The sequence below is a fragment of the Vibrio sp. OPT20 genome (genome assembly GCF_963889365.1).
GTDB classification, from domain to species: Bacteria; Pseudomonadota; Gammaproteobacteria; order Enterobacterales; family Vibrionaceae; genus Vibrio; species Vibrio splendidus.
In genome coordinates, this window is the sequence record NZ_CAWPOA010000106.1 from 61,462 (window position 1) to 84,864 (window position 23,403).

At 44.2% G+C, this 23,403-nt stretch carries 20 protein-coding genes and 1 other annotated feature; of the genes, 7 read left to right on the plus strand and 13 right to left on the minus strand.

The window, feature by feature from the left end; all coding sequences use genetic code 11:
• Nucleotides 1–74: 74 nt before the first annotated feature.
• Nucleotides 75–1,388 (minus strand): branched-chain amino acid transport system II carrier protein, encoded by a 1,314-nt coding sequence (gene brnQ, locus AACR09_RS22145; RefSeq protein WP_017077715.1) that lies wholly within the window; start codon nucleotides 1,386–1,388, stop codon nucleotides 75–77.
• A gap of 314 nt (nucleotides 1,389–1,702) precedes the next feature.
• On the opposite strand from brnQ, the gene AACR09_RS22150 reads away from it, so the two are divergent.
• Entirely contained in the window at nucleotides 1,703–2,431 is a 729-nt protein-coding gene (locus AACR09_RS22150) for a tRNA1(Val) (adenine(37)-N6)-methyltransferase (protein ID WP_193835712.1), read from the plus strand.
• Nucleotides 2,432–2,538: 107 nt separating this feature from the next.
• Nucleotides 2,539–3,804: an ATP-dependent RNA helicase SrmB gene (srmB, locus tag AACR09_RS22155; protein WP_004735005.1), complete on the plus strand. Its 1,266-nt coding sequence runs from the start codon at nucleotides 2,539–2,541 to the stop codon at nucleotides 3,802–3,804.
• A 187-nt stretch (nucleotides 3,805–3,991) separates the two neighbouring features.
• Here the strand turns inward: srmB and yaaA are convergent, their stop codons facing one another.
• Both yaaA and AACR09_RS22165 read right to left on the minus strand, forming a co-directional pair.
• The gene (gene yaaA / locus AACR09_RS22160) at nucleotides 3,992–4,768 is read right to left on the minus strand and encodes a peroxide stress protein YaaA (RefSeq protein ID WP_017084789.1); all 777 of its coding nucleotides are present in this window, start codon (nucleotides 4,766–4,768) and stop codon (nucleotides 3,992–3,994) included.
• Between the two features lie 313 nt (nucleotides 4,769–5,081).
• Nucleotides 5,082–6,512, minus strand: coding sequence for an alanine/glycine:cation symporter family protein (locus AACR09_RS22165; RefSeq protein ID WP_017084788.1), 1,431 nt, complete (start codon nucleotides 6,510–6,512; stop codon nucleotides 5,082–5,084).
• 712 nt (nucleotides 6,513–7,224) lie between these two features.
• Here AACR09_RS22165 and AACR09_RS22170 point away from each other — a divergent pair.
• On the plus strand, nucleotides 7,225–7,413 hold the full coding sequence (locus AACR09_RS22170; protein ID WP_004735002.1) for a DUF3545 family protein: 189 nt from the start codon (nucleotides 7,225–7,227) through the stop codon (nucleotides 7,411–7,413).
• A gap of 150 nt (nucleotides 7,414–7,563) precedes the next feature.
• Here the strand turns inward: AACR09_RS22170 and AACR09_RS22175 are convergent, their stop codons facing one another.
• From AACR09_RS22175 to nfo, 3 genes are all read right to left on the minus strand, one after another.
• Entirely contained in the window at nucleotides 7,564–8,115 is a 552-nt protein-coding gene (locus AACR09_RS22175; protein WP_004735001.1) for a hemerythrin domain-containing protein, read from the minus strand.
• An 86-nt stretch (nucleotides 8,116–8,201) separates the two neighbouring features.
• A complete protein-coding gene (gene ung, locus AACR09_RS22180; protein WP_193835713.1) occupies nucleotides 8,202–8,882 on the minus strand; it encodes a uracil-DNA glycosylase in 681 nt (226 codons plus the stop codon).
• A gap of 415 nt (nucleotides 8,883–9,297) precedes the next feature.
• Nucleotides 9,298–10,206 carry a deoxyribonuclease IV gene (nfo, locus tag AACR09_RS22185; protein ID WP_193835714.1) on the minus strand — a complete coding sequence of 303 codons (909 nt, stop codon included), beginning with the start codon at nucleotides 10,204–10,206 and terminating at the stop codon, nucleotides 9,298–9,300.
• A 326-nt stretch (nucleotides 10,207–10,532) separates the two neighbouring features.
• Here nfo and grcA point away from each other — a divergent pair, with 326 nt between their 5' ends.
• Nucleotides 10,533–10,910 (plus strand): autonomous glycyl radical cofactor GrcA, encoded by a 378-nt coding sequence (gene grcA, locus AACR09_RS22190; RefSeq protein WP_004734998.1) that lies wholly within the window; start codon nucleotides 10,533–10,535, stop codon nucleotides 10,908–10,910.
• Between the two features lie 78 nt (nucleotides 10,911–10,988).
• On the opposite strand, the gene thrC is transcribed toward grcA, so the two are convergent.
• The 3 genes from thrC to thrA are packed head-to-tail and all read right to left on the minus strand — an operon-like array spanning nucleotide 10,989 to nucleotide 15,702.
• The gene (gene thrC / locus AACR09_RS22195; protein ID WP_004734997.1) at nucleotides 10,989–12,272 is read right to left on the minus strand and encodes a threonine synthase; all 1,284 of its coding nucleotides are present in this window, start codon (nucleotides 12,270–12,272) and stop codon (nucleotides 10,989–10,991) included.
• Nucleotides 12,269–13,225 carry a homoserine kinase gene (gene thrB, locus AACR09_RS22200; RefSeq protein ID WP_004734996.1) on the minus strand — a complete coding sequence of 319 codons (957 nt, stop codon included), beginning with the start codon at nucleotides 13,223–13,225 and terminating at the stop codon, nucleotides 12,269–12,271. The genes thrC and thrB overlap by 4 nt, the downstream gene beginning before the upstream one ends.
• 17 nt (nucleotides 13,226–13,242) lie before the next feature.
• Nucleotides 13,243–15,702 carry a bifunctional aspartate kinase/homoserine dehydrogenase I gene (thrA, locus tag AACR09_RS22205; protein WP_017077707.1) on the minus strand — a complete coding sequence of 820 codons (2,460 nt, stop codon included), beginning with the start codon at nucleotides 15,700–15,702 and terminating at the stop codon, nucleotides 13,243–13,245.
• 29 nt (nucleotides 15,703–15,731) lie between these two features.
• Nucleotides 15,732–15,850: a sequence feature (Thr leader region), on the minus strand.
• A gap of 316 nt (nucleotides 15,851–16,166) precedes the next feature.
• Here thrA and AACR09_RS22210 point away from each other — a divergent pair.
• Nucleotides 16,167–16,643, plus strand: coding sequence for a DUF7840 domain-containing protein (locus AACR09_RS22210; RefSeq protein WP_017077706.1), 477 nt, complete (start codon nucleotides 16,167–16,169; stop codon nucleotides 16,641–16,643).
• 29 nt (nucleotides 16,644–16,672) lie between these two features.
• Here the strand turns inward: AACR09_RS22210 and AACR09_RS22215 are convergent, their stop codons facing one another.
• On the minus strand, nucleotides 16,673–17,158 hold the full coding sequence (locus AACR09_RS22215) for a putative 4-hydroxy-4-methyl-2-oxoglutarate aldolase (RefSeq protein ID WP_017084784.1): 486 nt from the start codon (nucleotides 17,156–17,158) through the stop codon (nucleotides 16,673–16,675).
• Between the two features lie 47 nt (nucleotides 17,159–17,205).
• Here AACR09_RS22215 and AACR09_RS22220 point away from each other — a divergent pair, with 47 nt between their 5' ends.
• Complete coding sequence (locus AACR09_RS22220) at nucleotides 17,206–17,364, plus strand: hypothetical protein (RefSeq protein ID WP_004734992.1); 159 nt, start codon at nucleotides 17,206–17,208, stop codon at nucleotides 17,362–17,364.
• 372 nt (nucleotides 17,365–17,736) lie between these two features.
• Nucleotides 17,737–18,453, plus strand: coding sequence for a two-component system response regulator ArcA (gene arcA / locus AACR09_RS22225; protein WP_004741534.1), 717 nt, complete (start codon nucleotides 17,737–17,739; stop codon nucleotides 18,451–18,453).
• A 255-nt stretch (nucleotides 18,454–18,708) separates the two neighbouring features.
• On the opposite strand, the gene AACR09_RS22230 is transcribed toward arcA, so the two are convergent.
• The 3 genes from AACR09_RS22230 to AACR09_RS22240 form a co-directional block, all read right to left on the minus strand.
• On the minus strand, nucleotides 18,709–19,152 hold the full coding sequence (locus tag AACR09_RS22230; protein ID WP_102539743.1) for a hypothetical protein: 444 nt from the start codon (nucleotides 19,150–19,152) through the stop codon (nucleotides 18,709–18,711).
• 7 nt (nucleotides 19,153–19,159) lie between these two features.
• Entirely contained in the window at nucleotides 19,160–21,583 is a 2,424-nt protein-coding gene (gene arcB, locus AACR09_RS22235; RefSeq protein ID WP_121603599.1) for an aerobic respiration two-component sensor histidine kinase ArcB, read from the minus strand.
• Nucleotides 21,584–21,734: 151 nt separating this feature from the next.
• On the minus strand, nucleotides 21,735–23,403 hold a 1,669-nt coding region (locus AACR09_RS22240; protein ID WP_228010830.1), incomplete at its 5' end, for a sensor domain-containing diguanylate cyclase.

Here is a 23,403-nt window from a genome sequence, read left to right on the forward strand (position 1 = left end):
AAAGGCCTCATTACTGCGAAGTAATGAGGCCTTTTCTATTTCATCTCGAAGGACAATCTAATCTCAACGGAAGATTAAACGGTCTCTTCAGCCATCTCTTGTTCTGTTGCTTTACCAACAAAGAACATGCAGATGATTGCTGCAGCAGTTGGAAGTAACCAACCCATACCGATCTCGAACAATGGCAGCATCTTAAGTGCAGACACATCTACACCCGCTACTTTAGCGCCATCAATAAGAGCAAACAGTAGAGACACTAATACAACCACACGGTAAGCGGCTTTTGGATTAGGGAAACGGCTACGCAAGAACGTCAGAGCAACCAACGCGATAGCGACTGGGTACAATGCAAACAGTACTGGAACAGACAGAGAAATCAGTTGAGAAAGGCCAACATTCGCTACGGTTGCACAAGCTACACCGTTGATGATTACCCAAGTCTTGTAAGACAGAGGCGTTAGCGAGCTGAAGTAATCAGAACATGCTGAAACAAGGCCAATCGCCGTTGTTAGACACGCCAGTAATACGATCACTGAAAGCACTAGCTGACCTGATGGGCCAAACAGTGATTGAACGTAAAGGCTTAAGATAGCACCGCCATTGTCCGCACCCGCTGCGACTGTTGCGCTTGTTGCGCCCAAGAAGAACAGAGAGATATAAACAAACGCTAGACCAGCCGCGGCAATACAACCTGCGCTGATAAGGTACTTAGTCGTCGCTGCACGATCAGTAATGCCCTTGCTGCGAATCGCATCAACAATCAGCATACCAAACATCAATGAAGCAAACGTATCCATGGTGTTGTAGCCTTCAAGGAAACCTTTGGTCAGTGGCTGAGTAATGTACTCACCGTGAGCCGCAAGAATGTCGCCTTGTGGGTTAACGAACACAGCAACTGCCAGTACAACCAAACCAACAAATAGTGCAGGTGTCAGTACCTTACCGATTACGTCGATAAGCTTACCTTGCGACCATGAGAAGAACATCGCTACCACAAAAAATGCAATCGAAAAAAGAGTGAGGTGAGCTTGAGAGGCATCGATGAAGAACGGTTTCACCGCCATCTCATAAGCAACAAGGCCGGTACGTGGCGCAGCAAATGCAGGACCGATGATGATAAAGATCAGCACAGCCATGATAGTTGCAGCTCGCTTTGGAAGATCTTTGGTTAGATGACCCCAAGAGCCACCAGCCACTGCAACTGCGACGATAGTGATTAACGGCAGACCAACGGCGGTCAGCAGGAAACCAGACATCGCTGGAAGAAAGTGGTCACCAGCTAATTGGCCAGCAAGAGGTGGGAAGATGATGTTACCCGCACCTAAGAAAAACGCAAAAAGCATAAAGCCCAATGCCATTATATCTGTTAGTTTTAGACTCTGTTTCACAGATAATCCTTAATTATATTTATGAATTTATGTTGTGCTTACGTGAATGTTACAGCTAGAAGCTGCCAATCAATCTATAAAATAGTCGCGCATAATGACGAAACACTTGGCTAGCTGCAAGTCACCACAAAAAAACACCATATAAATTTGCATTTGAGAACCAAAAGCAGTGGATTCCACTAGATATGGAAATATTGCCATAATTATAAGCTAACCATAATTAACAACAATGAACTCTCAAATAGAACATTGAGCCATACAATTAATTAACATTAGAGCTAATCACTTAAAATATATCGATATCCAGAACATTCATGAAAGATAAAAAAACCGAAACCAAAAGCTTCAATTTCAAAAAATTCTCGATTTACGGAGGACAAAGCGGCATGCCCGTCAGTACCGATGGCGTGTTACTTGGCGCGTGGGTAAGCCTGCCACAAAGATCATGTGTACTCGATATTGGAACAGGAACAGGTCTGTTGGCCTTGATGGCTGTGCAGCGTTTTGAGGATGCTTCAATCTCTGCGATAGATATTGATCAGCACGCCATTGATGCTGCCACAGTCAATATTGAGCAGTCGCCTTGGCAAGATCGCATCTCCCTTCATCATGGCAGCGTGTTAACCACGGATTTCTCGCAACGATTTGATGCAATAATTTGTAATCCGCCCTACTTCAACTCTGGAGAGCAGGCACAGCAAAGCCAGAGAGCCACCGCGAGGCACACCAATAGCTTGGATCACCTTGAGCTTGCTCAGCGTTGTTTCGAGATAACGACGGATGCCGCCACAGCCAGTTTTATACTGCCGACGACCGAGGGAGAAGGCTTCATCAAGCTTGCCCAACAATGTGGTTGGTACCTAGCAAAGCGCCTTGATGTGAAAACAACAGACAGAAAATCGGCAATTCGAGTCCTGTTTGAATTGTCTAAAGATCCTGTTTGTGAGCAAGATTTGCAGCGTGAATCGCTTACGATCCATCACGATGGCGGTTATAGCGAGGCATTTATTGCCCTTACTAAAGATTTTTATCTCAAGATGTAGCAAATACCATGTGATCCTAATCACTAATGCTTCTATAATGTCCGACTACTCTTTTTTATCGTCTGCTTTTTGAGGCAGAAACATTTATTGCTTGTGGAGAAACAACAGTGATCAGAACCTTTGCAGAACTCGATCTAAACCAAGAGCTGCTTAAAGCAATTGACGAAATGGGCTACGAACGCCCAACACAGATACAAGCTGAAGCAATCCCGCAAGCGTTAGATGGAAGAGACGTTTTGGCTTCTGCGCCAACAGGTACTGGTAAAACAGCATCATTTGTATTGCCAGCACTGCAATACCTACTGGATTTCCCACGTAAGAAATCTGGCCCTGCACGTATGCTTATCCTAACGCCAACGCGTGAACTAGCAATGCAGATCACCGAACAAGCACGTGAGCTTGCTAAATACACCAGCCTGAACATCTTTACGATCACGGGCGGTGTGATGTACCAAGAGCACGCTGACATCTTAAGTACAACCCAAGATATCGTGGTGGCAACACCCGGTCGTCTGATGGAATACATTGAAGGTGAGCGTTTTGACTGTCGTGCGATTGAATGGTTAGTTCTGGATGAAGCAGACCGTATGCTAGACATGGGCTTTGGCCCTGTTGTTGACCGTCTGTCTGCAGAGTGTCGCTGGCGTAAACAAACTTTACTTTTCTCAGCAACACTAGAAGGTAAAGGCATTGAAGGTTTCACTGAAGATCTACTGAAAAACCCAGCAGAGATCGATGCTAAATCATCACTGCGTGAACGTAAGAAGATCACTCAATGGTATCACCGCGCCGATTCAGCTAAGCACAAGCTTAATATCCTAAAACATATCATCACAGAGCAAGCTGAACGCAGCATCATCTTCTTGAAGACGCGTGATCGCCTAGGTGAGCTACGAGCTCAACTAGAAAGTGCACAGATTCCATGTGTGTGGATTCAAGGTGAAATGCCTCAAGATCGTCGTAACAACGCGATTTCTCGTTTCCGCGATGGTTCTATCAACGTACTGCTGGCAACTGACGTCGCAGCTCGTGGTATCGATCTTCCAGATGTGAGCCACGTTATTAACTACGACATGCCGCGTACAGCAGATGTCTACCTTCACCGTATCGGCCGTACGGCTCGTGCAGGTAAGAAAGGTAACGCGGTTTCTATCATTGAAGCGCACGATCAGCTAATGATTGAACGTGTGGCTCGTTACACTGAAGATGCGATCAAAGAACGCTTCATCGAAGGCATGCGCCCAACACATAAGAAAGCCGCGGTAACGAAGAAGAAGAAACCGAAGAAAGAAGACAAGAAAGCGGTAGCGAAGCAAAAAATTGCTAAGAAAAAGAAAATCGCTAAGAAAAAGAAAGCCGTTAAGAACAAGTAATCTAACCGCCTTTCAATGATTCAATAAAAAGCCCCATGCAGTTATCTGCATGGGGCTTTTCTTTGTCTGGTTTATTATTGTCTGGCTCGTTATTAGGCTAAATAACTAGGCCTCTAATTTCAAACTCAAACTCAAACTCAAACCGAGAGTAACTAATTAACAAGAGTGACAAATTAACCAAGAGTGACTAGTTTTGCTCTTCACGCTTGAAGACGAGCTCTTTCGCGTTCGACTCTTCTTCCACGAAGTAGTAACCCGCGGTATCAAACTTGGTCAGCGCTTCCACTGAATCGATTTTGTTCTCAATGATGTAGCGAGCCATCATGCCACGCGCTTTCTTCGCGTAAAAGCTGATCACCTTGTACTGGCCATTCTTGCAGTCTTTAAACACTGGCGTGATGATTTGACCATCAAGGCTCTTCGGCTTCACCGCTTTAAAGTATTCGTTCGATGCAAGGTTGATCAATACATTGTCGCCTTGAGCATTCAACGCTTCATTCAGCTTATCAGTGATGATGTTGCCCCAGAACTGGTACAAGTTAGTGCCACGCTCATTAGCTAAGCGTGTGCCCATCTCTAGGCGGTAAGGCTGCATCAGATCTAACGGCTTAAGCAAGCCATATAACCCAGAAAGCATACGCAGGTGATTCTGTGCGTAGTCAAAATCATCGTCCGACAGTGTTTCAGCATCTAGGCCAGTGTACACATCGCCCTTAAAGGCTAGAATTGCTTGGCGTGCGTTGTCTTGGGTAAAGGTCTCGCTCCATTGCTCAAAGCGCGCTACGTTCAGCCCAGCAATCTTATCGCTTACTTTCATCAGAGCTGAAACATCAGCAGGTGTCAGCTTGCGGCACTCTTCAATAAGCTCTGCAGAGTGTTCAACAAACTCTGGCTGGCTGAAGCGCTCAGTCGCTAATGGTGATTCGTAATCTAATGTCTTGGCTGGAGAAACGACAACTAACATAACTTTACCCTAATCGGTTATCTAACTGGATGCAGCTAGAGTATAGAAAAAACATCAACTTGTCTTTATGACTCTTCCTATTACTTTGATAGACAGATCTAGCTGTAAGTCGCTGACAAAGAAGAATCGCTTGCAAAGAAAAGGTCGCTTGCAAAGAAAAGATCGCAGACAAAGCAAAAATCACTCACCAAGAAAAACTGCAGGCAGATAGAAATTGTAAACAGATAGAAATCGCAGGCAAAGAAAAAGGCTAAGGTCGAAACCTTAGCCTTTCTAATGATTTTAGGATGAGTGATGAATCACTCCAACAAGATTACTTCTTCTTGTTGTTAACCCAAATACCATCTTCCAATTGAGCTTTAAGCTCTGGGAAATCATCCGCATCGAACGTTGGTACTTTACCCGCGTCTAATTGACGGTTGTAGTCTTTCGCTAGCTTAATCACGATACCCGATAGCAAGATGATCGCTACCAAATTCACAATCGCCATTAGGCCCATCGATACGTCAGCCAATGCCCATACCGTTGGCAGTGTCGCGAGAGAACCGAACATAACCATACCCAGTACAACGATACGGAACAGCACTAGGCCCTTCTTGTTGTTGTGCTCTAGGAAGATAAGGTTCGTTTCAGCGTACGAGTAGTTTGCAATGATTGAAGTGAAAGCGAAGAAGAAAATCGCTACCGCTACAAAGATGCCACCCCATTCGCCTACTTGTGCCGTTAGTGCACGTTGCGTTAGTTCGATACCCGTCACTTCACCGTGTGGTACATACTCACCAGACATCAGGATGATGGCTACTGTTGCAGAACAGATAACAATCGTGTCCATGAACACGCCTAGCATTTGCACATAACCTTGTGATGCTGGGTGTGGTGGGTAAGGCGTAGCAGAAGCTGCTGCGTTTGGCGCAGAACCCATACCCGCTTCGTTCGAGAACAAACCACGTTTGATGCCGTTAATCATCGCTTGTGCGATCGCGTAACCTAGGCCACCCGCTGCTGCTTCTTGCAGACCGAATGCACTCTTGAAGATAAGAGCCAGAACTTCAGGCACTTTCTCAATGTTCATTAGCATTACGTAGATAGCGATAGCTAAGTAAGCCAGTGCCATGATTGGAACAATGATTTCTGCAGTGCGGGCAATCTTACGGATACCACCGAAGATAACGAATGCAGAGATAATTACGATACCAACACCAACGTAGCCACGCTCAAAGTCGAATGCCGTGTTCATTGCACTTGCAATCGCGTTCGCTTGAACCGCGTTGAATACTAGACCAAATGCGATGATTAGGAAGATAGAGAATAGAACCCCCATCCAACGCATACCTAGGCCTTTCTCCATGTAGTATGCAGGGCCGCCACGGTAGTTACCGTCGTTATCACGCGTTTTGTATAGCTGTGCTAGTGTGCTTTCAGCAAATGATGTTGCCATACCTAGCATGGCGATTAGCCACATCCAGAAGATAGCACCAGGGCCACCGGCGGTTAATGCCACAGCAACACCTGCCATGTTACCTGTACCTACACGAGCAGCAAGACTAGTACAAAGAGCTTGGAAAGAAGAGATACCAGCACTGTCTGCTTTACGGCTGTTTCTAAGAACAGAGAACATGTGGCCGAAATGGCGGAATTGAATGAAGCCTAGTCGTACAGTGAAGTAGATACCCACACCAACGAGTAAGTAAACTAAGATAGATCCCCAAAGGAGATCGTTCATCAAATTGATTAAGTCTGTCACGTGAACCTCGTAATTGAGTTTAAGCACCGATCTTGCTTCCGAGCCTTCCTCTAGATCACCTATGCCAGTGTCAATAGTTGTGTCGGCATTAGATTTATATTTATTTGTTGCGATCTAGATTGTAAATGTCGCTTCATGCATCCATTTTACGTATCAGTGTATTTTTTGACGGGCGGATAATGCAGCGAGATGGCCTAAAAATCAATATGCAAATACATTTATATTAAAATGACATTTCACTAATAACACACCTTTTGTTAACACAATTTTCAACAATACAGCCCAATAAAAGTCACATTATCGGGACATAATATCAACAACAACTAAGGCACCACCAAAACAAGAACGACATCCTATAAAGATGACGTCAGCCTAGGTTTTACAAGGTATAGTGAAGATCTGTATTTTTTTCTAGGGCAATGAGAACCCGCTATCGCACGGCGCAATACGCACTTAAATGCAGTGTAGTAAAAATACCATTCCATTCGCACAATGAATTAACATTCCATAACCCCTAATTTAATCGTTTACTTAGGTTTGTTTGCTTGTTTTTTGTACATAAAAATCCCCACAATGTGTGAGCATGCATAAGAAAACAGAACAAAACCTTCATAGATTTGAAACAAATGAGAAACAAATCAAGGTTATTGTGAACCTAAATATGATATTTAATGGTTCGTAAGAACGATTCCCACGGAAGGAGATATGGCTTATGGATAGCTTTCAATTCGATGAACTATCAGAACTAGAAATGCCTCGTGCAACTCAAAAAACTCGCTCGAAACCACTCAAGCGTAAATGGCGTGAAATCGAGGCAATCAACGATCGTAGACAGCTTGAGAAAGAGCTCAGAGAGATGAATCTCGGTCTCGATTTTAGCCTTGATGATATAAAGCTTTAATCTGCACGACAATAAATCAGATAGCAAAGGGCACCTATACAGGTGCCTTTTTTATTGTATGAAACCACTCTTCGATTTAGAGCACAATTTGAAAGCGAGCGTCTTAATAGAGAGCGCCTAATAATAGCAGCGTTTCAATACGACAACGGGCTACACGCACTCTTGCTCATTCTGTCGAACACGAGCCGCAAGTTGGCGGTACTGATCGGCAATTGTCTCTCCAAAGACAGGGTCGTCTTCCGGTTGAAGCCATTGAGACTCTACTTCTTGCCAATCTTTGACCGTGAATGCCTTCACAATCATCGGTAGCACATGCTTCTCTTCATATTCCATGTGCTTTCGTTGAGCTTTAACAAAGGCTTCAAGCTGCTCAATAAAGACTTGCTGAGGAACAACCGCATCTTGGAGGATCATATCGACCACACCTAAAAAGTCCGCGGTTTTCTCAGAAAGCAATTGATGTTCCAGCTCCAAGTCTTCAATCATTTGATCGCTGCCATATTGCTTGAGGTAGTAACGATAAATAACGTCTTCTTTCGGGTGATGCACCTTATCTGAATGGTTCATGAGATAATGAACCACCTCTGCGATCAAGCTATAGTTTATTTCTCGCTCTTGTTTTAAATGCTCTAACTTATTGTTGAGTATCGCGAGCAAGCGAGCCATATAGCCATGCTCTCGTCTTATCCTTTCAATCATCATAGTATTGCACTCCATTACACCTACTATTTATAAGTGTATACGAAGATGCTCATTTATGATTTGACTCTGCTCAGAAAACCACCAACCTACAACTCTGTTGATAATCGCCAATCTATAGGTTGTTGATCCATCGAAGAAAGCAGCTTATTGGTTGTTGAAAAATGCTGACAACCAAAGAAGCCACGATGGGCGGATAATGGCGATGGATGAGGTGCAGTCAACACATGGTGCTTGTCTGCATCAATGGCTTGGCCTTTCTTTTGGGCATGCGCGCCCCATAATAAGAAGATGATCGGCTCAGAACGCTGATTTAGCTCAGCAATGATGGTATCGGTAAAGGTTTCCCAACCACACTTGGCATGTGAGTGTGCTTTTGCCTCTTCTACGGTTAGTACCGTATTCAACATTAACACCCCTTGAGATGCCCAAGTGTCGAGGTAGCCATGGCTAGGGATCTCAAAGCCCTCTATATCTTGTGCGAGTTCTTTGTACATATTACGCAGAGACGGTGGGATTTTAACGCCAGGCAGCACAGAGAATGCTAAGCCGTGAGCTTGGTTGGCACCGTGATAAGGGTCTTGCCCAAGGATAACCACGCGTACAGACTCAAAAGGCGTCATATCGAAAGCACTGAACACTTGCTCTTGAGGAGGGTAGATGGTTTTCCCACTATTACGTTGCTGTTCTACAAAAGCGAGAACACTCTGAAAGTACGCTTTATCACGTTCATCATTAATAATGGATTCCCAACTCTTTGGTGCGCTCATCGTTTTACTTCCCAATCATCAAGGTTTCTAGTGGCTTTCACCAGACAAAAAAATAGCTGTATCGGCTAACTGTCCTAAATAAGGCTCTAGTTATACCTCATACAGCTATCAATAAACATGATGTGTAGGGTTCACTTGTTGATGAATCATAATAATCAGTTCAAGTTGTGTTTATCTCGATTAACCACTTTTTTGCTGTGTACGATGGTGGCCATGACTATGCACGTGACGGTTTGGTGTCGGTAAACGGCTGGCGACAGCAACAGTTGAAATTGAAGTTGAAGTTGAAGTTTGGGTGATTGAATACATAAAGGCACCTCCTGTAAGACATCGTGAACTACATATTCACTTTAGTACTATGAAAGAAAGGTGCCAATTTTTAGAAATAGACGGAAATAAATTTCCCCCTCTATTATTACGCTTCTTCGCTCACTGCCGTTGCTGAGCGATGGAACATTCTAAGTTGTTGAATTTCCTCTTTCCAGATCTTCGAATCAATGGTTTCCAAGATAAGAGGGATACCATTAAAGCGAGAATCCGAGGCAATATATTCAAAACAATCCCAGCCAATTTCGCCTTTTCCTAAAGAATGATGTCGATCGACTCGGCTCGCAAACTCAGCTTTTGAATCATTGATGTGCATTGCTCTTAGATAGTGCATACCCACAATGCGCTCGAACTCAGCAAAAGTCTGCTCACACGCTTCTTTTGTTCGTAAGTCATAACCGGCCGTAAACGTATGGCAAGTGTCTAAACACACACCGACACGCGACTTATCTTCTACTTGGTCGATGATCTCTGCTAGGTGTTCAAATCTCCAACCCAGATTAGTCCCCTGCCCTGAGGTATTCTCAATCACTGCAATTACATCAGGCACCGCTTGGTGAGCCAAGTTGATCGATTCAGCGATCTTGGCCAAACATTCGCTTTCTGAGATTTTCTTCAAATGACTCCCAGGATGAAAATTCAAAAGCGTGAGTCCTAGTTGGTTACAACGCTCCATTTCATCAATAAAAGCCGCACGTGATTTCTCTAGCTTCTCTTCTTCTGGTGCTCCTAGGTTAATAAGGTAGGAGTCATGAGGAAGAATATTCTCAGCACTAAAGCCCAACATCTTACAGTTGGCTTTAAACGCACTAATGGTTTTCGCTTCCAGCGGCTTTGCTGCCCACTGTCTTTGGTTTTTGGTAAACAGCGCAAAAGCATTGGCACCGATCTCTCTTGCGCGCATTGGCGCCTGATCAACACCACCAGCAGCAGACACATGAGCACCAATAAACTTAATATTGGTTTGAGGTTTTGAGGATGAATTATTGTTTGTCATTAAATCACTTTACACTTTCAGAATGCTTAATAAATAAAGGGTCGTATCGTTTGTGGTTCAATAAAAACACAACAAATGTAGTAAACTTACAACAAATAAGACTGTTAAATATTTTTTATACTTTAAAATATTTTGTAATTACTTTGTTTTCAAAGGTTTTATTGATTTACCTCAATATAATCACCTTTGTAAAAATATGGTTTTTGGTTGTTTTTTGACTTAAATCAATGTTAACCTTACAGATATTAGGTATATATTACCCAGCTCAACAAAAATCGAAAGTTAACACCATAATCAAACCACATTCAGTGGACTAGGAGATAGTTATGATCCAAGGTATTCAAATTACTAAAGCAGCAAACGATGACCTACTAAACTCAATCTGGCTACTAGACAACGAAAAGAATGAAGCTCGTTGTGTTGTTGCTACTGCAGGTTTCGAAGCTGACCAAGTTATCTCAGCTGCAGACCTAGGCGACTACGAAAGCCGTGAAGTTGCAATCGAAGCAGCACCACGCATCGAAGGCGGTCAACACCTAAACGTTAACGTTCTTAAGCGTGAAACGTTAGAAGATGCAGTTGCTAACCCAGAGAACTACCCACAGCTAACTATCCGTGTATCGGGTTACGCTGTACGTTTCAACTCTCTAACGACTGAACAACAACGTGACGTTATCGCACGTACGTTCACTGAGTCTCTATAATTTTTAGAGCTTGAATTAGAATACAAAAACGGCGCTCATTGAGCGCCGTTTTTATTTGTTCAACAATACAGATGTACGTTACGGTTGAACTCGACGAAGCACTACTTTTAGCGCTTCAAAATCATTATCAAGATCTTCAGATAACAACTCCATCGCCGCGTGTTTTGCTAGCGGGCCTGGCAGTTCAATATCCGTACCTAAAATATCATCAACCACTTCTTTGAATTTCGCTGGGTGTGCAGTACACAAGAACAGACCAGTTTCGTTCTCTTGCAGTTGCTCTTCCAATAGACGGTAAGCAATCGCACCATGAGGCTCACATAGGTAACCCTGTGCTTTTAGGTCACGTACTGATTCAGCACTCTGCTCGTCAGATACTTTACCTTTACCCAAAGTATCCAGTCCCCAACCTTTCAGTTGGCAAAGCTCTTCGATACGTGGCCAGTTGTTTGGTTGGCTTACGTCCATCGCGTTTGACGTTGTTGCTACCGTTGGCTTTGGATCCCATTGACCTGTTTCTAGGTAACGAGGAACCGTATCATTTTCGTTGGTTGCAGCAATGAAACGCTTCACAGGTAGGCCTAAAGCTTTAGCGAGTAGACCTGCTGTAAGGTTACCAAAGTTACCACTTGGTACTGAGATAACAAGGTTCTCACGTTGCTCTTTAGTCAGCTGAGAAGCCGCCTCAAAGTAGTAACAGATCTGAGCCATTAAACGGCTGATGTTGATAGAGTTTGCCGAGTTAAGACCGATCTCTTTACGCAGCTCAGCATCGTCAAATGCATCTTTCACTAGCGCCTGACACGCATCAAAGTCGCCATCGATCGCCACAGTATGGATGTTCTTACCTAGCGTACAAAACAGCTTCTCTTGCAGTGGGCTGATCTTGCCTTTCGGGTAAAGGATCACAACATTGATGTCTTCCATACCGTAGAAAGCGTGCGCAACCGCCGCACCAGTATCACCTGATGTTGCCGTTAAAATAGTGATTTGACCACCATCTGAAACCGCGGCTAAAGATTGAGCCATAAAGCGGCCACCAAAATCTTTAAACGCGAGTGTTGGGCCGTGGAAAAGCTCAAGTGCGTAAACACCATCTTTTACTTGCTTGATAGGTGCAGGGAACTGGAACGCCGCATCTACCAATTGAGCAACCTGTTCTTTTGGTAGCTCATCGCCGATTAAAGCAGAGAGAATCTTTGAACTACGAGGGACAAAGTCCTCTGCTAGCAGCGCATCGATGTCATCAAACTTTGGTAGTTCAGATGGGAAAAATAGACCTTGATTACGGCCTAGACCTTGACGAACAGCTTGGCCAAAAGAGACTTGCTCGTCATTTTCTTTGATGTTGTACAGCTTCATAACTCACTTCCTGTAACGATCGAACCTTGCTTATCTAAGCGACAAACGTGGACGAATCCTTCTTCGTTTTGTACATAATTTTGTTCTAACCAGCGTGCAACACGCTCGGCGACATCTTGTTCTTTGCAAATGCTAAATAGAGTTGGGCCACTACCGGAGATCCCAGTAGCAAGCGCTCCAGCTGAGGTTGCGTATTTACGCGCATCAGCAAACCCTGGAAGCAGTTTCTCACGATATGGTTCAGCAATCACGTCTTTGATCATCTTAGCGGCTAGCTCTGGCTGACCAGAGTGGCAAGCATGGATGAAACCCGCTAAATGGCGACCATGAGCAATGACATCCTGGCGACGATATTGAGAAGGTAGAATCTCTCGCGCTTCGGCCGTTGAAACCTTAATGCCCGGATACGCCATTACCCAGTACCAGTCATCAAAACACGGTACTTCTTGACTAATGATACCTAGCTCTTCCAGCATTAATTGCACACCACCAAGGTAACAGGGTGCAACGTTATCGTAGTGGATACCGCCTGAAATTTTACCTTCCATTTCACCCATCAGAGCAAGCAATTCAGTTTCATTCAGTGGCTGACCATGAAAACGGTTTAAAGCGTCCAGTGCCGCGACAATTGAACAGGCACTTGAACCTAAACCAGAACCAATAGGCATGTTCTTTTCTAGTGTCATTTCCAAAGGCTTAACCGCAACGCCTTTTTTATCAAGCTCTCGAGAGAACACAACCCAGCAGTCGTAGACAATGTTTTCTTTGGTTTCAGTTGGCAGCTTAGAAACAAAACTGCCTGCTGTTTTTAGTGAGAATGATTCATCACCTGCTTTAACCATAACTCGGTCACCGAGCAGCGTGCCATCCACTGGAGACACAGCTGCCCCCAGCACATCAAACCCTACACTGACATTGCCGATTGATGCAGGCGCATAAACAACAACATCCATATCACTTGAACTCATTCCTAAACTCCTAATTTCCAACCAAGAGTACGCATCACATCAGAGAATACGCCTGCTGCTGTAACTTCAGTACCCGCACCGTAACCACGCAATACTAGAGGGATCGGTTGGTAGTAACGGCTGTAGAATGCTAATGCGTTCTCGCCATCTTTAATCTTGAACATTGGGTCGTCGCCATCAACAGCTGCGATACGAACTTTACACTTACCATCGGCGATTTCACCAACATAACGAAGTACTTTGCCTTCTTTTGCTGCGATCGCTGACTGTTCTTGGAAGTAAGCATCCGCTTCTGGCAAGCGAGCCATAAACTCTTCAACCGTGCCTGAATCATCAAAACCCGGTGGCAATGCTTGGTCAACTTCAACATCTTCAAGCTCAAGTGCCATACCCGCTTCACGAGCAAGAATAAGCAGCTTACGCGCAACGTCCATACCAGACAGATCATCACGAGGATCCGGTTCAGTAAAGCCGTTATCTTTTGCAATATTGGTTGCTTGGCTCAGTGTCATACCTTCATCAAGCTTACCGAAGATGTACGACAGTGAACCAGAAAGAATGCCGTTGAACTTCTCAAGCTCATCACCCGCAGAAATTAAGTTCTGTAGGTTTTCGATGACCGGTAGACCTGCGCCTACTGTTGTCTCGTACATCAACTTACGACGTGAGTTACGTGCAACTTCACGAAGTTGATGGTAGTAAGCCATGCTCGCTGTATTTGCTTTCTTATTTGGTGTTACCACGTGGAAACCAGCCGCTAGGAAATCAGCGTATTGCGCCGCAATGCCTTCGCTAGACGTACAGTCAACCAATACTGGATTGATAATGTGGTTACGTTGAACAAGTGCATTTAAGCGCGCTAAGCTAAACTCTTCTGTCGCGCTCGACATGCGATCACGCCACTGTTCTAGCGGTAGACCATCGCTATCTAGCAACAAGCCTTTGCTGTTTGCTAAACCACATACGCGAATCACGATGCCTTTTTCAGCCAGTTTGCCTTGTTGACGTTGGATCTGGTCAACAAGCTCACCACCAACACCACCAACACCAACAACGAATACGTCAAGGAAGTGCTTAGAGTTAAATAGGTTCTCGTGACACGCTTTGATCGCTTCAGAGATTTTGTCTTCAGGAATAACCGCAGAGATCGCACGCTCAGAAGAACCTTGCGCAATAGCAACGATGTTGACGTTCACTTCAGCTAAAGAAGAGAAGAACTGAGACGCCACGCCACGTGAAGTGCGCATACCGTCACCCACTAGCGTAACAATCGCGACATCGTCCATGAACTCAACAGGCTCTAATAGGCCATCTTTCAGCTCAAGTTCAAACGCATCTGATAGCACTTGCTTCGCTTTCACTTTATCAGCAGATTCAATACAGAAGCTGATGCTGTACTCTGAAGAAGATTGAGTAATAAGGACGATAGAAACGCCGGCAGAAGACATCGCGCCGAATACACGACTCGCCATGCCTACCATGCCCTTCATACCTGGGCCTGATACGTTAACCATCGTTAGGTCACTTAGCGTAGTGATGCCTTTGATTGCTAGGTTGTCTTCGCCAGTGTCTTGGCCGATCAAAGTGCCTGCACCCTGTGGGTTGAAGCTGTTTTTGATTAGGCAAGGAATATGGAATTGCGCGATAGGAGCGATAGTCTTCGGATGTAGAACCGAAGCGCCGAAGTAAGAAAGCTCCATCGCTTCTTGATAGCTTAGCGATTTAAGAAGACGAGCATCATCCACTAAACGCGGGTCACAGTTGTAAACACCATCGACATCTGTCCAGATCTCACAACAATCAGCGCGTAGACATGCCGCTAGAACCGCTGCTGAATAATCAGAGCCATTGCGACCAAGCGTTACTAACTCACCTTTTTCATTACCAGCCGTAAAGCCCGGCATGATGTTCACGTGACCTTGTGGAAGCGGTGATTGACGGAAGTTCTGAGTTGAAACATCCACATCGACCATCGCTTCAAGGTGGTCACCTTTAGCGTATAGGTATTGAACTGGGTCAATCAGGCTTGCTGGCTGGCCTTTCGCTTCAAGTACCGCTTTCATCAACTGGATTGAAATTCGCTCACCTTTACTGATGATGCGAGCATTTACGTGATTTGGGCACATACCCAGTAGGTTAATACCATTCACGAACTGCTTAAGTTGAGCAAGAGAGGTATCGACCTGCTCTTGAAATGCAGAGCCATCGACTGACGGCAATACAGCTTGAATCTCTGCAAACAATGCTGCGAATGATGATTCGATCTCGGTGATCTGTACGTCTGCTTCACCATTTTTTAGTGCTGCTTCAATAACAGCAACCAGCTTATTGGTTGTTTTTCCTGGAGCCGATAGTACAACGGCTAGCTCTTCTTGCTGGGCATTATTAGCGATGATATCTGCTGCTCGTAAAAAACGATCTGCATCAGCTAATGATGAACCTCCAAACTTTAAAACGCGCATCCCTTTCTCCATAAGTCATAAAAATGGTACAAAAAAAGGCCTGTATCTTGTTGGATACAGGCCTTTTTTTTAAAATCCGTTACTTAGCAGCCTGCCCCAACAATGTGAATGTCGGTAATAATAATGGTGGTGGTCATTACTAGGTGGCTTACGTGCTGCATATCAAATTCTCTGCTTGTGCTTTACTCTACGTGTATCAATTTTTACTACTACACGTCAATGAAAAGTTGCGTTTTTTTTACATTCACACCATTTTTCAGAGCAAACCGCCATTTCAGAGATAAAACGGCGGCTATAAGCCTACAATTCAAAGGTTGGGTTTGATATCAGAACAACAAAGTTAACCAATTGCATATATAGCCATAACAAAATGCTATATCGATTGTACAGCGAACGTACAGATCTTGTGCTTTAATTGAACGATAACGTTCGAAGAACAATAATAATGACATCAGGAGTGGGAAGTGAAGAGATTACTTATTCTTTTAGCCTTTGCTATGCCTGTTGTTTGTTCAGCGAACAGCTTACCTCTGTTAAACAATTTGCCTTTGCTACCCAGTCAAATCGATCGTTCTGCCCATAAGTTTTTTATCTCCACACAAAATGCATCAAGTGAAAGCTTTGACACTTGGAAAGTCGATAGTGGCTATTCTTACAGTCTGTTTGCCGATGTAGATCTTTATGTCGGTACACGTATTAATAGTGATTCACTAAAATATGAGAGTGGATTCTTGAGTGGTGTCAGCTATCAATTCTCAGAGAGAGTCTCTTTCAACAGTTCTCTGCACACTTATAAAGATGAAACCGAGGACAGTGAAAAGTCGGTCGCCGCTGAGGTTTCAAGCCGAGTACAACTGACCGACAATCTAGATTTGCATGCCACCCTTGATTATGAAGAGTGGCAGCAAGGTGTTGAAGTGGGATTAGGATTTCGTTTCTAATCTATCTCACTTCTTGATTGTTAAGCCCGTTAAGATTCAATCAACAATTCCGTTGAAATTAACACACCATTCCAATCAGCATATATATAGTCACCAGGCTGAATCAGTTGATTGTGTACCGTGAGCGTGACATTAACTTGCCCAACACCGTGCTTCTCGGTTTTAAATGGTGATGCCCCAAGCGCTTGAATACCAAGATCCATTTGCGCCATCATCGCCACATCTCGAACCGCACCATTCACAATGACGCCTTCCCAACCGTTTTCTATAGCTAGAATCGCCAATTGATCACCAAGCAGTGCTTTCTGACACGAGCCATTACCGTCTACAACGAGTACTTTACCGCAGCCATCGGTCTCTAAAACCTCACGAACCTTGGAATTATCGTGATAACAACGAACTGTTACAATTTTTCCCCAGAACGCACCACGTTGGCCGAAGTTCTGCAATGGCATGTTCAGTAAGGTGACTTTGCTTTCAAACTCGTCACACAAATCAGGTGTTATATCGTGCATATATCCTCCGTGAGTAAGGCGTTGCCGTCTAATGCGGGTGTGCCTCTATGCTTTTATATGTTGTTAGAATTAATCCTTTGTTTTCATTGTTCTATGCTCAATTTAATATTGAATTAGAGTTGATTGCGCATATTTATCTACTAGACTCTAAGGACAGCTTTCAGCTTCCTTGGTTCAAAATCTGGTCTTTAGCAAGCGAGATGTGAGAACTATCTCGAATAATCATTCTAGTTTTGCTGCTAAATAATCACCATAACATTGGTTAAGTTGTAGCCATACTATTAAAGTTTGTTGCGATACGGCAATTGATGTAAATCAACAAAGTGAATGGAATTAACATTCTCGCGTTGTTAGCATGCTGTTAACATTATAGAATCCACTGCAATCACTAACAGAATGATTGAAAGGCGTACTGGATCTACGTTATTGGGCAATACTTCAAGGAAGGCAGATAGCTGGAAGTAAGTGTTTTTTTGAAAACTTTAAGTTATCATCAAAAATACATTACCTGTATGTTATGTTTTTGCCTAGAATTTATTCTATTAGCACAGTTTCGTCACAAATTTAGGTACCGCCAAATGCAAACCCCGCAGATTCTTATCGTTGAAGATGAGCAAGTAACTCGTAACACTCTAAAGAGTATTTTTGAAGCAGAGGGATATGCTGTTTTTGAGGCTAGCGACGGTGAAGAGATGCACCAAGTGCTATCTGACAACCAAGTTAACCTTGTAATTATGGACATCAACCTTCCTGGTAAGAATGGCCTACTACTTGCGCGTGAACTACGTGAGCAAGCAAATGTAGCGCTTATGTTCTTAACGGGTCGTGATAATGAAGTTGATAAGATCCTTGGCCTAGAGATCGGCGCTGATGACTACATCACTAAGCCTTTCAACCCTCGTGAACTGACTATCCGTGCACGCAACCTTCTTAACCGTTCAATGAGCACAAGCTCTGTTCAAGAAGAAAAGCGTAGCGTTGAGAAGTACGAGTTCAATGGTTGGGTACTAGACATCAACAGTCGCTCTCTGGTTAGCCCAGATGGCGAAGGCTACAAGCTACCTCGTTCAGAGTTCCGTGCTCTACTTCACTTCTGTGAGAACCCAGGTAAGATCCAAACACGTGCAGACCTTCTTAAGAAGATGACTGGCCGTGAGCTTAAGCCACACGATCGTACTGTAGACGTAACAATCCGTCGTATTCGTAAACACTTTGAGTCTGTTTCTGGTACGCCAGAAATCATCGCAACGATTCACGGTGAAGGCTACCGCTTTTGTGGTGACCTAGAAGACTAATTCGATTCGCGCTTCGGGCCGTTTAGTTCTTGTCATCGGTTAGCTGTTCTAAACCGATATCACTTCTAAACCGTTAGTGCTTATAAACTGATAGTACTTATAAACCAATATCACTTCTAAACCGTTAGTGCTTATAAACTGATAGTACTTATAAACCAATAGTACTTCTAACAGTCGAAGCGTAATCAATAGTGATTAAAAAGGGAGAATGCCAACGCATTCTCCCTTTTTTATTGTTCATTGATCGCTAAGGTTTTAGTAAACCGTATCAACCTTAACGTCTTTCTCAACCAGCCACTTCACGGTTTCGCCGTCTTTGAGTTCAATCGCAACATCAACAGGCTTGTCACTATCGATCTCTAACTGCCATACAAACGCGACTTCCCACTGAGTTTCACTGTGTGTTCTTAAATCAAGATCGTCAGCTGTTACCAACAAGGTATCCGCACCCTGTTTAACCGTCACACTCTCAACCGCAAGCGTTGCTGGTAGTTGTGAGTCAGACTCTAGGTAGATAGAACCGTGCAGAGTCTTATCTTGAGCCTCTCCAATCGTAGGCATCTTGTTGTGCCACAGGTTGCTTTTCATTGTGACTGTCGCTGCAGATACTTCTACTTGGTTATCTTGCTGCCATTCTACTTGTGGTGCAGAACAACCCGCTAATGCCACGACACATGCGGCGAATGCTAATTTTTTCATTATTCTTCTACCTTTGATTTAACCAACTCTTTAAGACTTCAATGTCATTCTGGTATTCGTTATTTATTTCATCAACCCAATCTGAAATGTTCTCCCACCACGCAGGCATATCTGGAGATTGAGCTTTCTGAGCAACTTGCTGTATGCGCTTCAGGCCAATTGAACCTGCCGCACCTTTAATCTTATGCGCTTCAGAAACGATGCTGTCTTGATCTTTCGCCACCATGTTGGAATTCAATATTTCCATATATTCCGGCATCATGTCTTCAAACATCACGATGCTGTCCAAAACCGGTTTCGACCCGACAATGTCAACATAAGACTCTAGCATATCAATATCAAGCAAAGTGGTATCAATCGTTGAAAGAGCAGGCTTACTCGCTGTTACTTTTTCAGCACCTGTTACTTTCTCAATACCGGTTACTTTTTCAACATCCTTTGCAGTATCAATACCCTTGGCTGTATCAATACCCTTAACTTTCTCAATAGCCTCTGGCGCATCCTCGATAAGATCGCTGATGACATCCTGGATTGCACGAACCGACAGTGGTTTACTGATCGCTTCGTCCATGCCTTTCTGGAAGTACTCTTGCTTGTTGTTTAATACGTTCGCGGTTAATGCCACCAAAGGCGGCAGCTTGCTGTATTTCTCGCGGTAGTATTGAGCAATATCGAAGCCCGTCATATCTGGTAACTGGATATCCAGTAAGACCAAGTCATAATCTTTCGGGTTGAAAACGATTTGCGCCTCTTTACCCGTCATTACGACTGTCACTTCATGACCAAGGCTTTCAAGTAGAGAGCGAGCTACTGTGATATTAAGCTCAATATCTTCGACCATGAAGATCTTAAGATTGGACTGCTTTCTTGGCGTTTTGATCAGAGCCTGAGTATCGTGATTAACAGGCACTCGAATCGAAACCGTAAAGGTACTACCAAAGCCCTCTTCACTGGTGACTTCAATGTGGCCATCCATCATATTGATCAACTGTTGAGACACGGCAAGACCAATACCAGTACCGACAGCGTGTAGATTATCTGTTCCCGACTTCACCTGGTAGTACATCGCGAAGATCTTCTCGATTTCACTTTCAGGAATACCAATCCCGGTGTCTTCTACTTCCATGGTGATGTTGGCAAAGTCGCCATCAATTTCAGCGCTGACTGTCATCACCACACCACCATCTTTGGTGAACTTCATGGCATTACTAACAAGGTTCCACAACACCTGTCTAAGACGAGTACCATCCACTTCGACCGCAGCAGGAAGATCCGATAACCTTTCAAGATCAAACCTTAACCCTTTTTGCTCTGCCATTAACGCAGAAATACTCTCGATTTCGACAACGAAATCTTCAAAGTTGAGCGGAGTTGGGAATAACTCAAGTTTACGACGATCAAATTTGTCCATATCGATAATATCGTTAAAGATATTACCCAATGTCACCGCGCTCACCTTGATGGTTTGCATCTGCTTGCGCTGCTCGGTCGTCAGTTGGCTATCCAACAACATACGACTCAAGCCGATGATGCCATTGAGCGGCGTTCTTAACTCGTGGCTAATGGTTGAGATAAAGGTGGTCTTATCACGACTGGCTTTCTCCAGTGACTCTTGGTGCTCTTTACGCTCAGTAATATCACGGCCAAAACCGACCAAGCCCAAGTGACGACCTTCTTTACTGTAGAAAGGCACCTTACGCAGTTCGAAGTAGCTCTTACGACCATCAGGGTATTCCAACCATTGGTCATAAGTCAGTGCTTGGTTGTCAGCAAATACTTTCTTGTCAGTTTCAACAACTTGTTGAGCGATCTCTTTGCTATAAACATCCCAAGGCGTTAAGCCAACGAGATCTTTTTCTGTCTTGCCAGTAAGCTCTTCAACTGCACGGTTACAACCAGAGAACACACCATCTTCATTGCGATAGTAAATAAGATCAGGAGAGGCATCGATAAACGAGCGTAGCAGTGCTGTACGCTCTGCGAGTTCAAGCTGAGTTCGCTCACGCTGGAACACCTCATTTTCGAGATCGTGCATTGCTTCTGCACGCGCTTCTTCCGCTTTTTCACGCTCTTCAATTTCTTGATTAAGCTTCTCGATATTGAGTTGCAGTTTATTGTTGAGCTCTTGATCTCGCTCTCGCATGTCACCAAGCTTAGAGACCAATTTCGCCAACCTTTGACGAGACTCTTCCAGCTGGTCTACGACCACTGATAGGAAATAAACCGCCCAAGGCGTGATCACTAAACCGAAGAAAACCGAACGGACAATGTCGATATCATCAACATTACCTTTGAGTGCGAGGGTAATACCCACTTGCACAACAACTGCGAGGGCTACAAGCGCTAAGGCGAGTAAGATAGAAAAGCGGACAATCCCCAGCTTTACGAGTAGATCCACGTAATACTGAGCGAGATTTTTCATGGGTTTCATTTAACGCTCCATGCGATAAGACTAGCAATATTCTACCCTGTTTAAAGAGAGGAGGTAAGCTAGCTACATCACACGCAGCAAGAGAGCTACAGTTATATTGTTTAAAACAGATAAGTGGGATAAATAGAGGGGCAGCAAGAGATAAATGCGCTTATCGAATTGAGGAAGGGTGCACCATCGAACGGTTTCGACCGTCGGATTTAGCTTGATACAACGCACTGTCAGCCAAGGCAACCGCCGAATCCATTTCATCATCAGGTGTCGGAATGTAAGAGATAATACCAATACTCACCGTGATGAATTCAGAGACATTCGATTTCTCATGCGCCAGTTCCAATTTAAGGATCCCATCATGGATACGCTGTGCCACCAGCTGAGCACCCTCAGCCGTGGTATTCGGTAGAATAAAGCCGAACTCTTCACCACCGTAACGAGCCACACAATCCGATGAACGGTTCAGCACCTGCTTAAATGCCTGAGAGACTTGGATCAGAGCATCATCACCTTGTTGATGTCCGTAAAAATCGTTGTAACCTTTAAAGAAATCGATGTCACACAGCATAATCGTCAGTGGTAATTTCTCACGCACATGATAATGCCACAGCGTCGAAAGCTGTTCATCAAAACGACGGCGGTTGGAAACCTGAGTCAGGCTGTCCATAAAGCTAAGACGCTCAAGCTCAAGGTTGGCTTCTTCAAGTTTCTGCTCCGCAAGGTAACGTTCTGTAATATCACGCGCCATGATCAACACACCATTAGTGCTTGATGCCAGATCCCTAAACGGTGATTTCACCACATCATACCAAGTGTATTCGCCATCACTAGAGACGACCTTATCGATATAGCGTAATGACTTACCTTGATGAAGCACTTGGTGATCGGTGTCTGAAATACGCATATACATACTATTAGGCACCACATCTTGCAGACGCTTGCCGACTAAATCACTCACTTCAGAGATACCCAGCGCAGCCACAAATGGCTTATTACATGCTTGGTAAACCATATTTTCGTTGAAGATACCAATCGAGTCAGGGCTCGCTTCCAAGATGTTTTGGAGGATGGTGTCACGTTGGGCAAGCGCGACTTCAGTATCTTTTCGCTTTTCCATTTCGCCGCGCAGCTTTTGCTGCATGTCGTGCCAATCGGTCACATCATGGCTAATTGAGAGCGTGCCTATGGTTGATCCATCTTGCGAGAGCAAGACACTTTGGTAAGTTTCAAGCAAACAACCCTTACCGTCTTGATCCGTTGTCCACGAACGTTCACTGACTCGACCTTTTAAAGCCCCGCCAGAAACACTCAAAGTGCCCTCTTCTGAGCGACCATGCCAAAACTTTTTAAACGAGCGATTACTCGTCACCAACTCACCCTTTTGATCTTTTACATAGATCAGCTCAGATAAAGAATCCAAAGCGGTACGCGCGACATTAAGCTCACGAACTTCTTGGGACACCTCTTCATCCGTATTTTTATACGGTGATGCGTGAATCATCCACGCTTTCTTGCTTCTAAAACGGATCCTGCGACCAACCAAATTGATCTTAAAGGACTCAAATTCAGACAGCGCCCACAGGGAGACCTGCTCAAATGATCGAGAGTTGATGTGATTGGTTAAGTAATGACGAAAGCTATTCTCGCTTTCAACGGTAGGGAATCGAAAGTTAACGCCAATTTGGCGAATACCAAGCAGCTGCATAGCTTGGCGATTGGCATATAAGATCTCTCCACTTCGAACATCAACAAAGTAGAGTGGCGATGGAGTAGCGAGTAGAAGTTTTTCAAGATGCGACTGATAACGTGAATAAAGATGCCAGCAG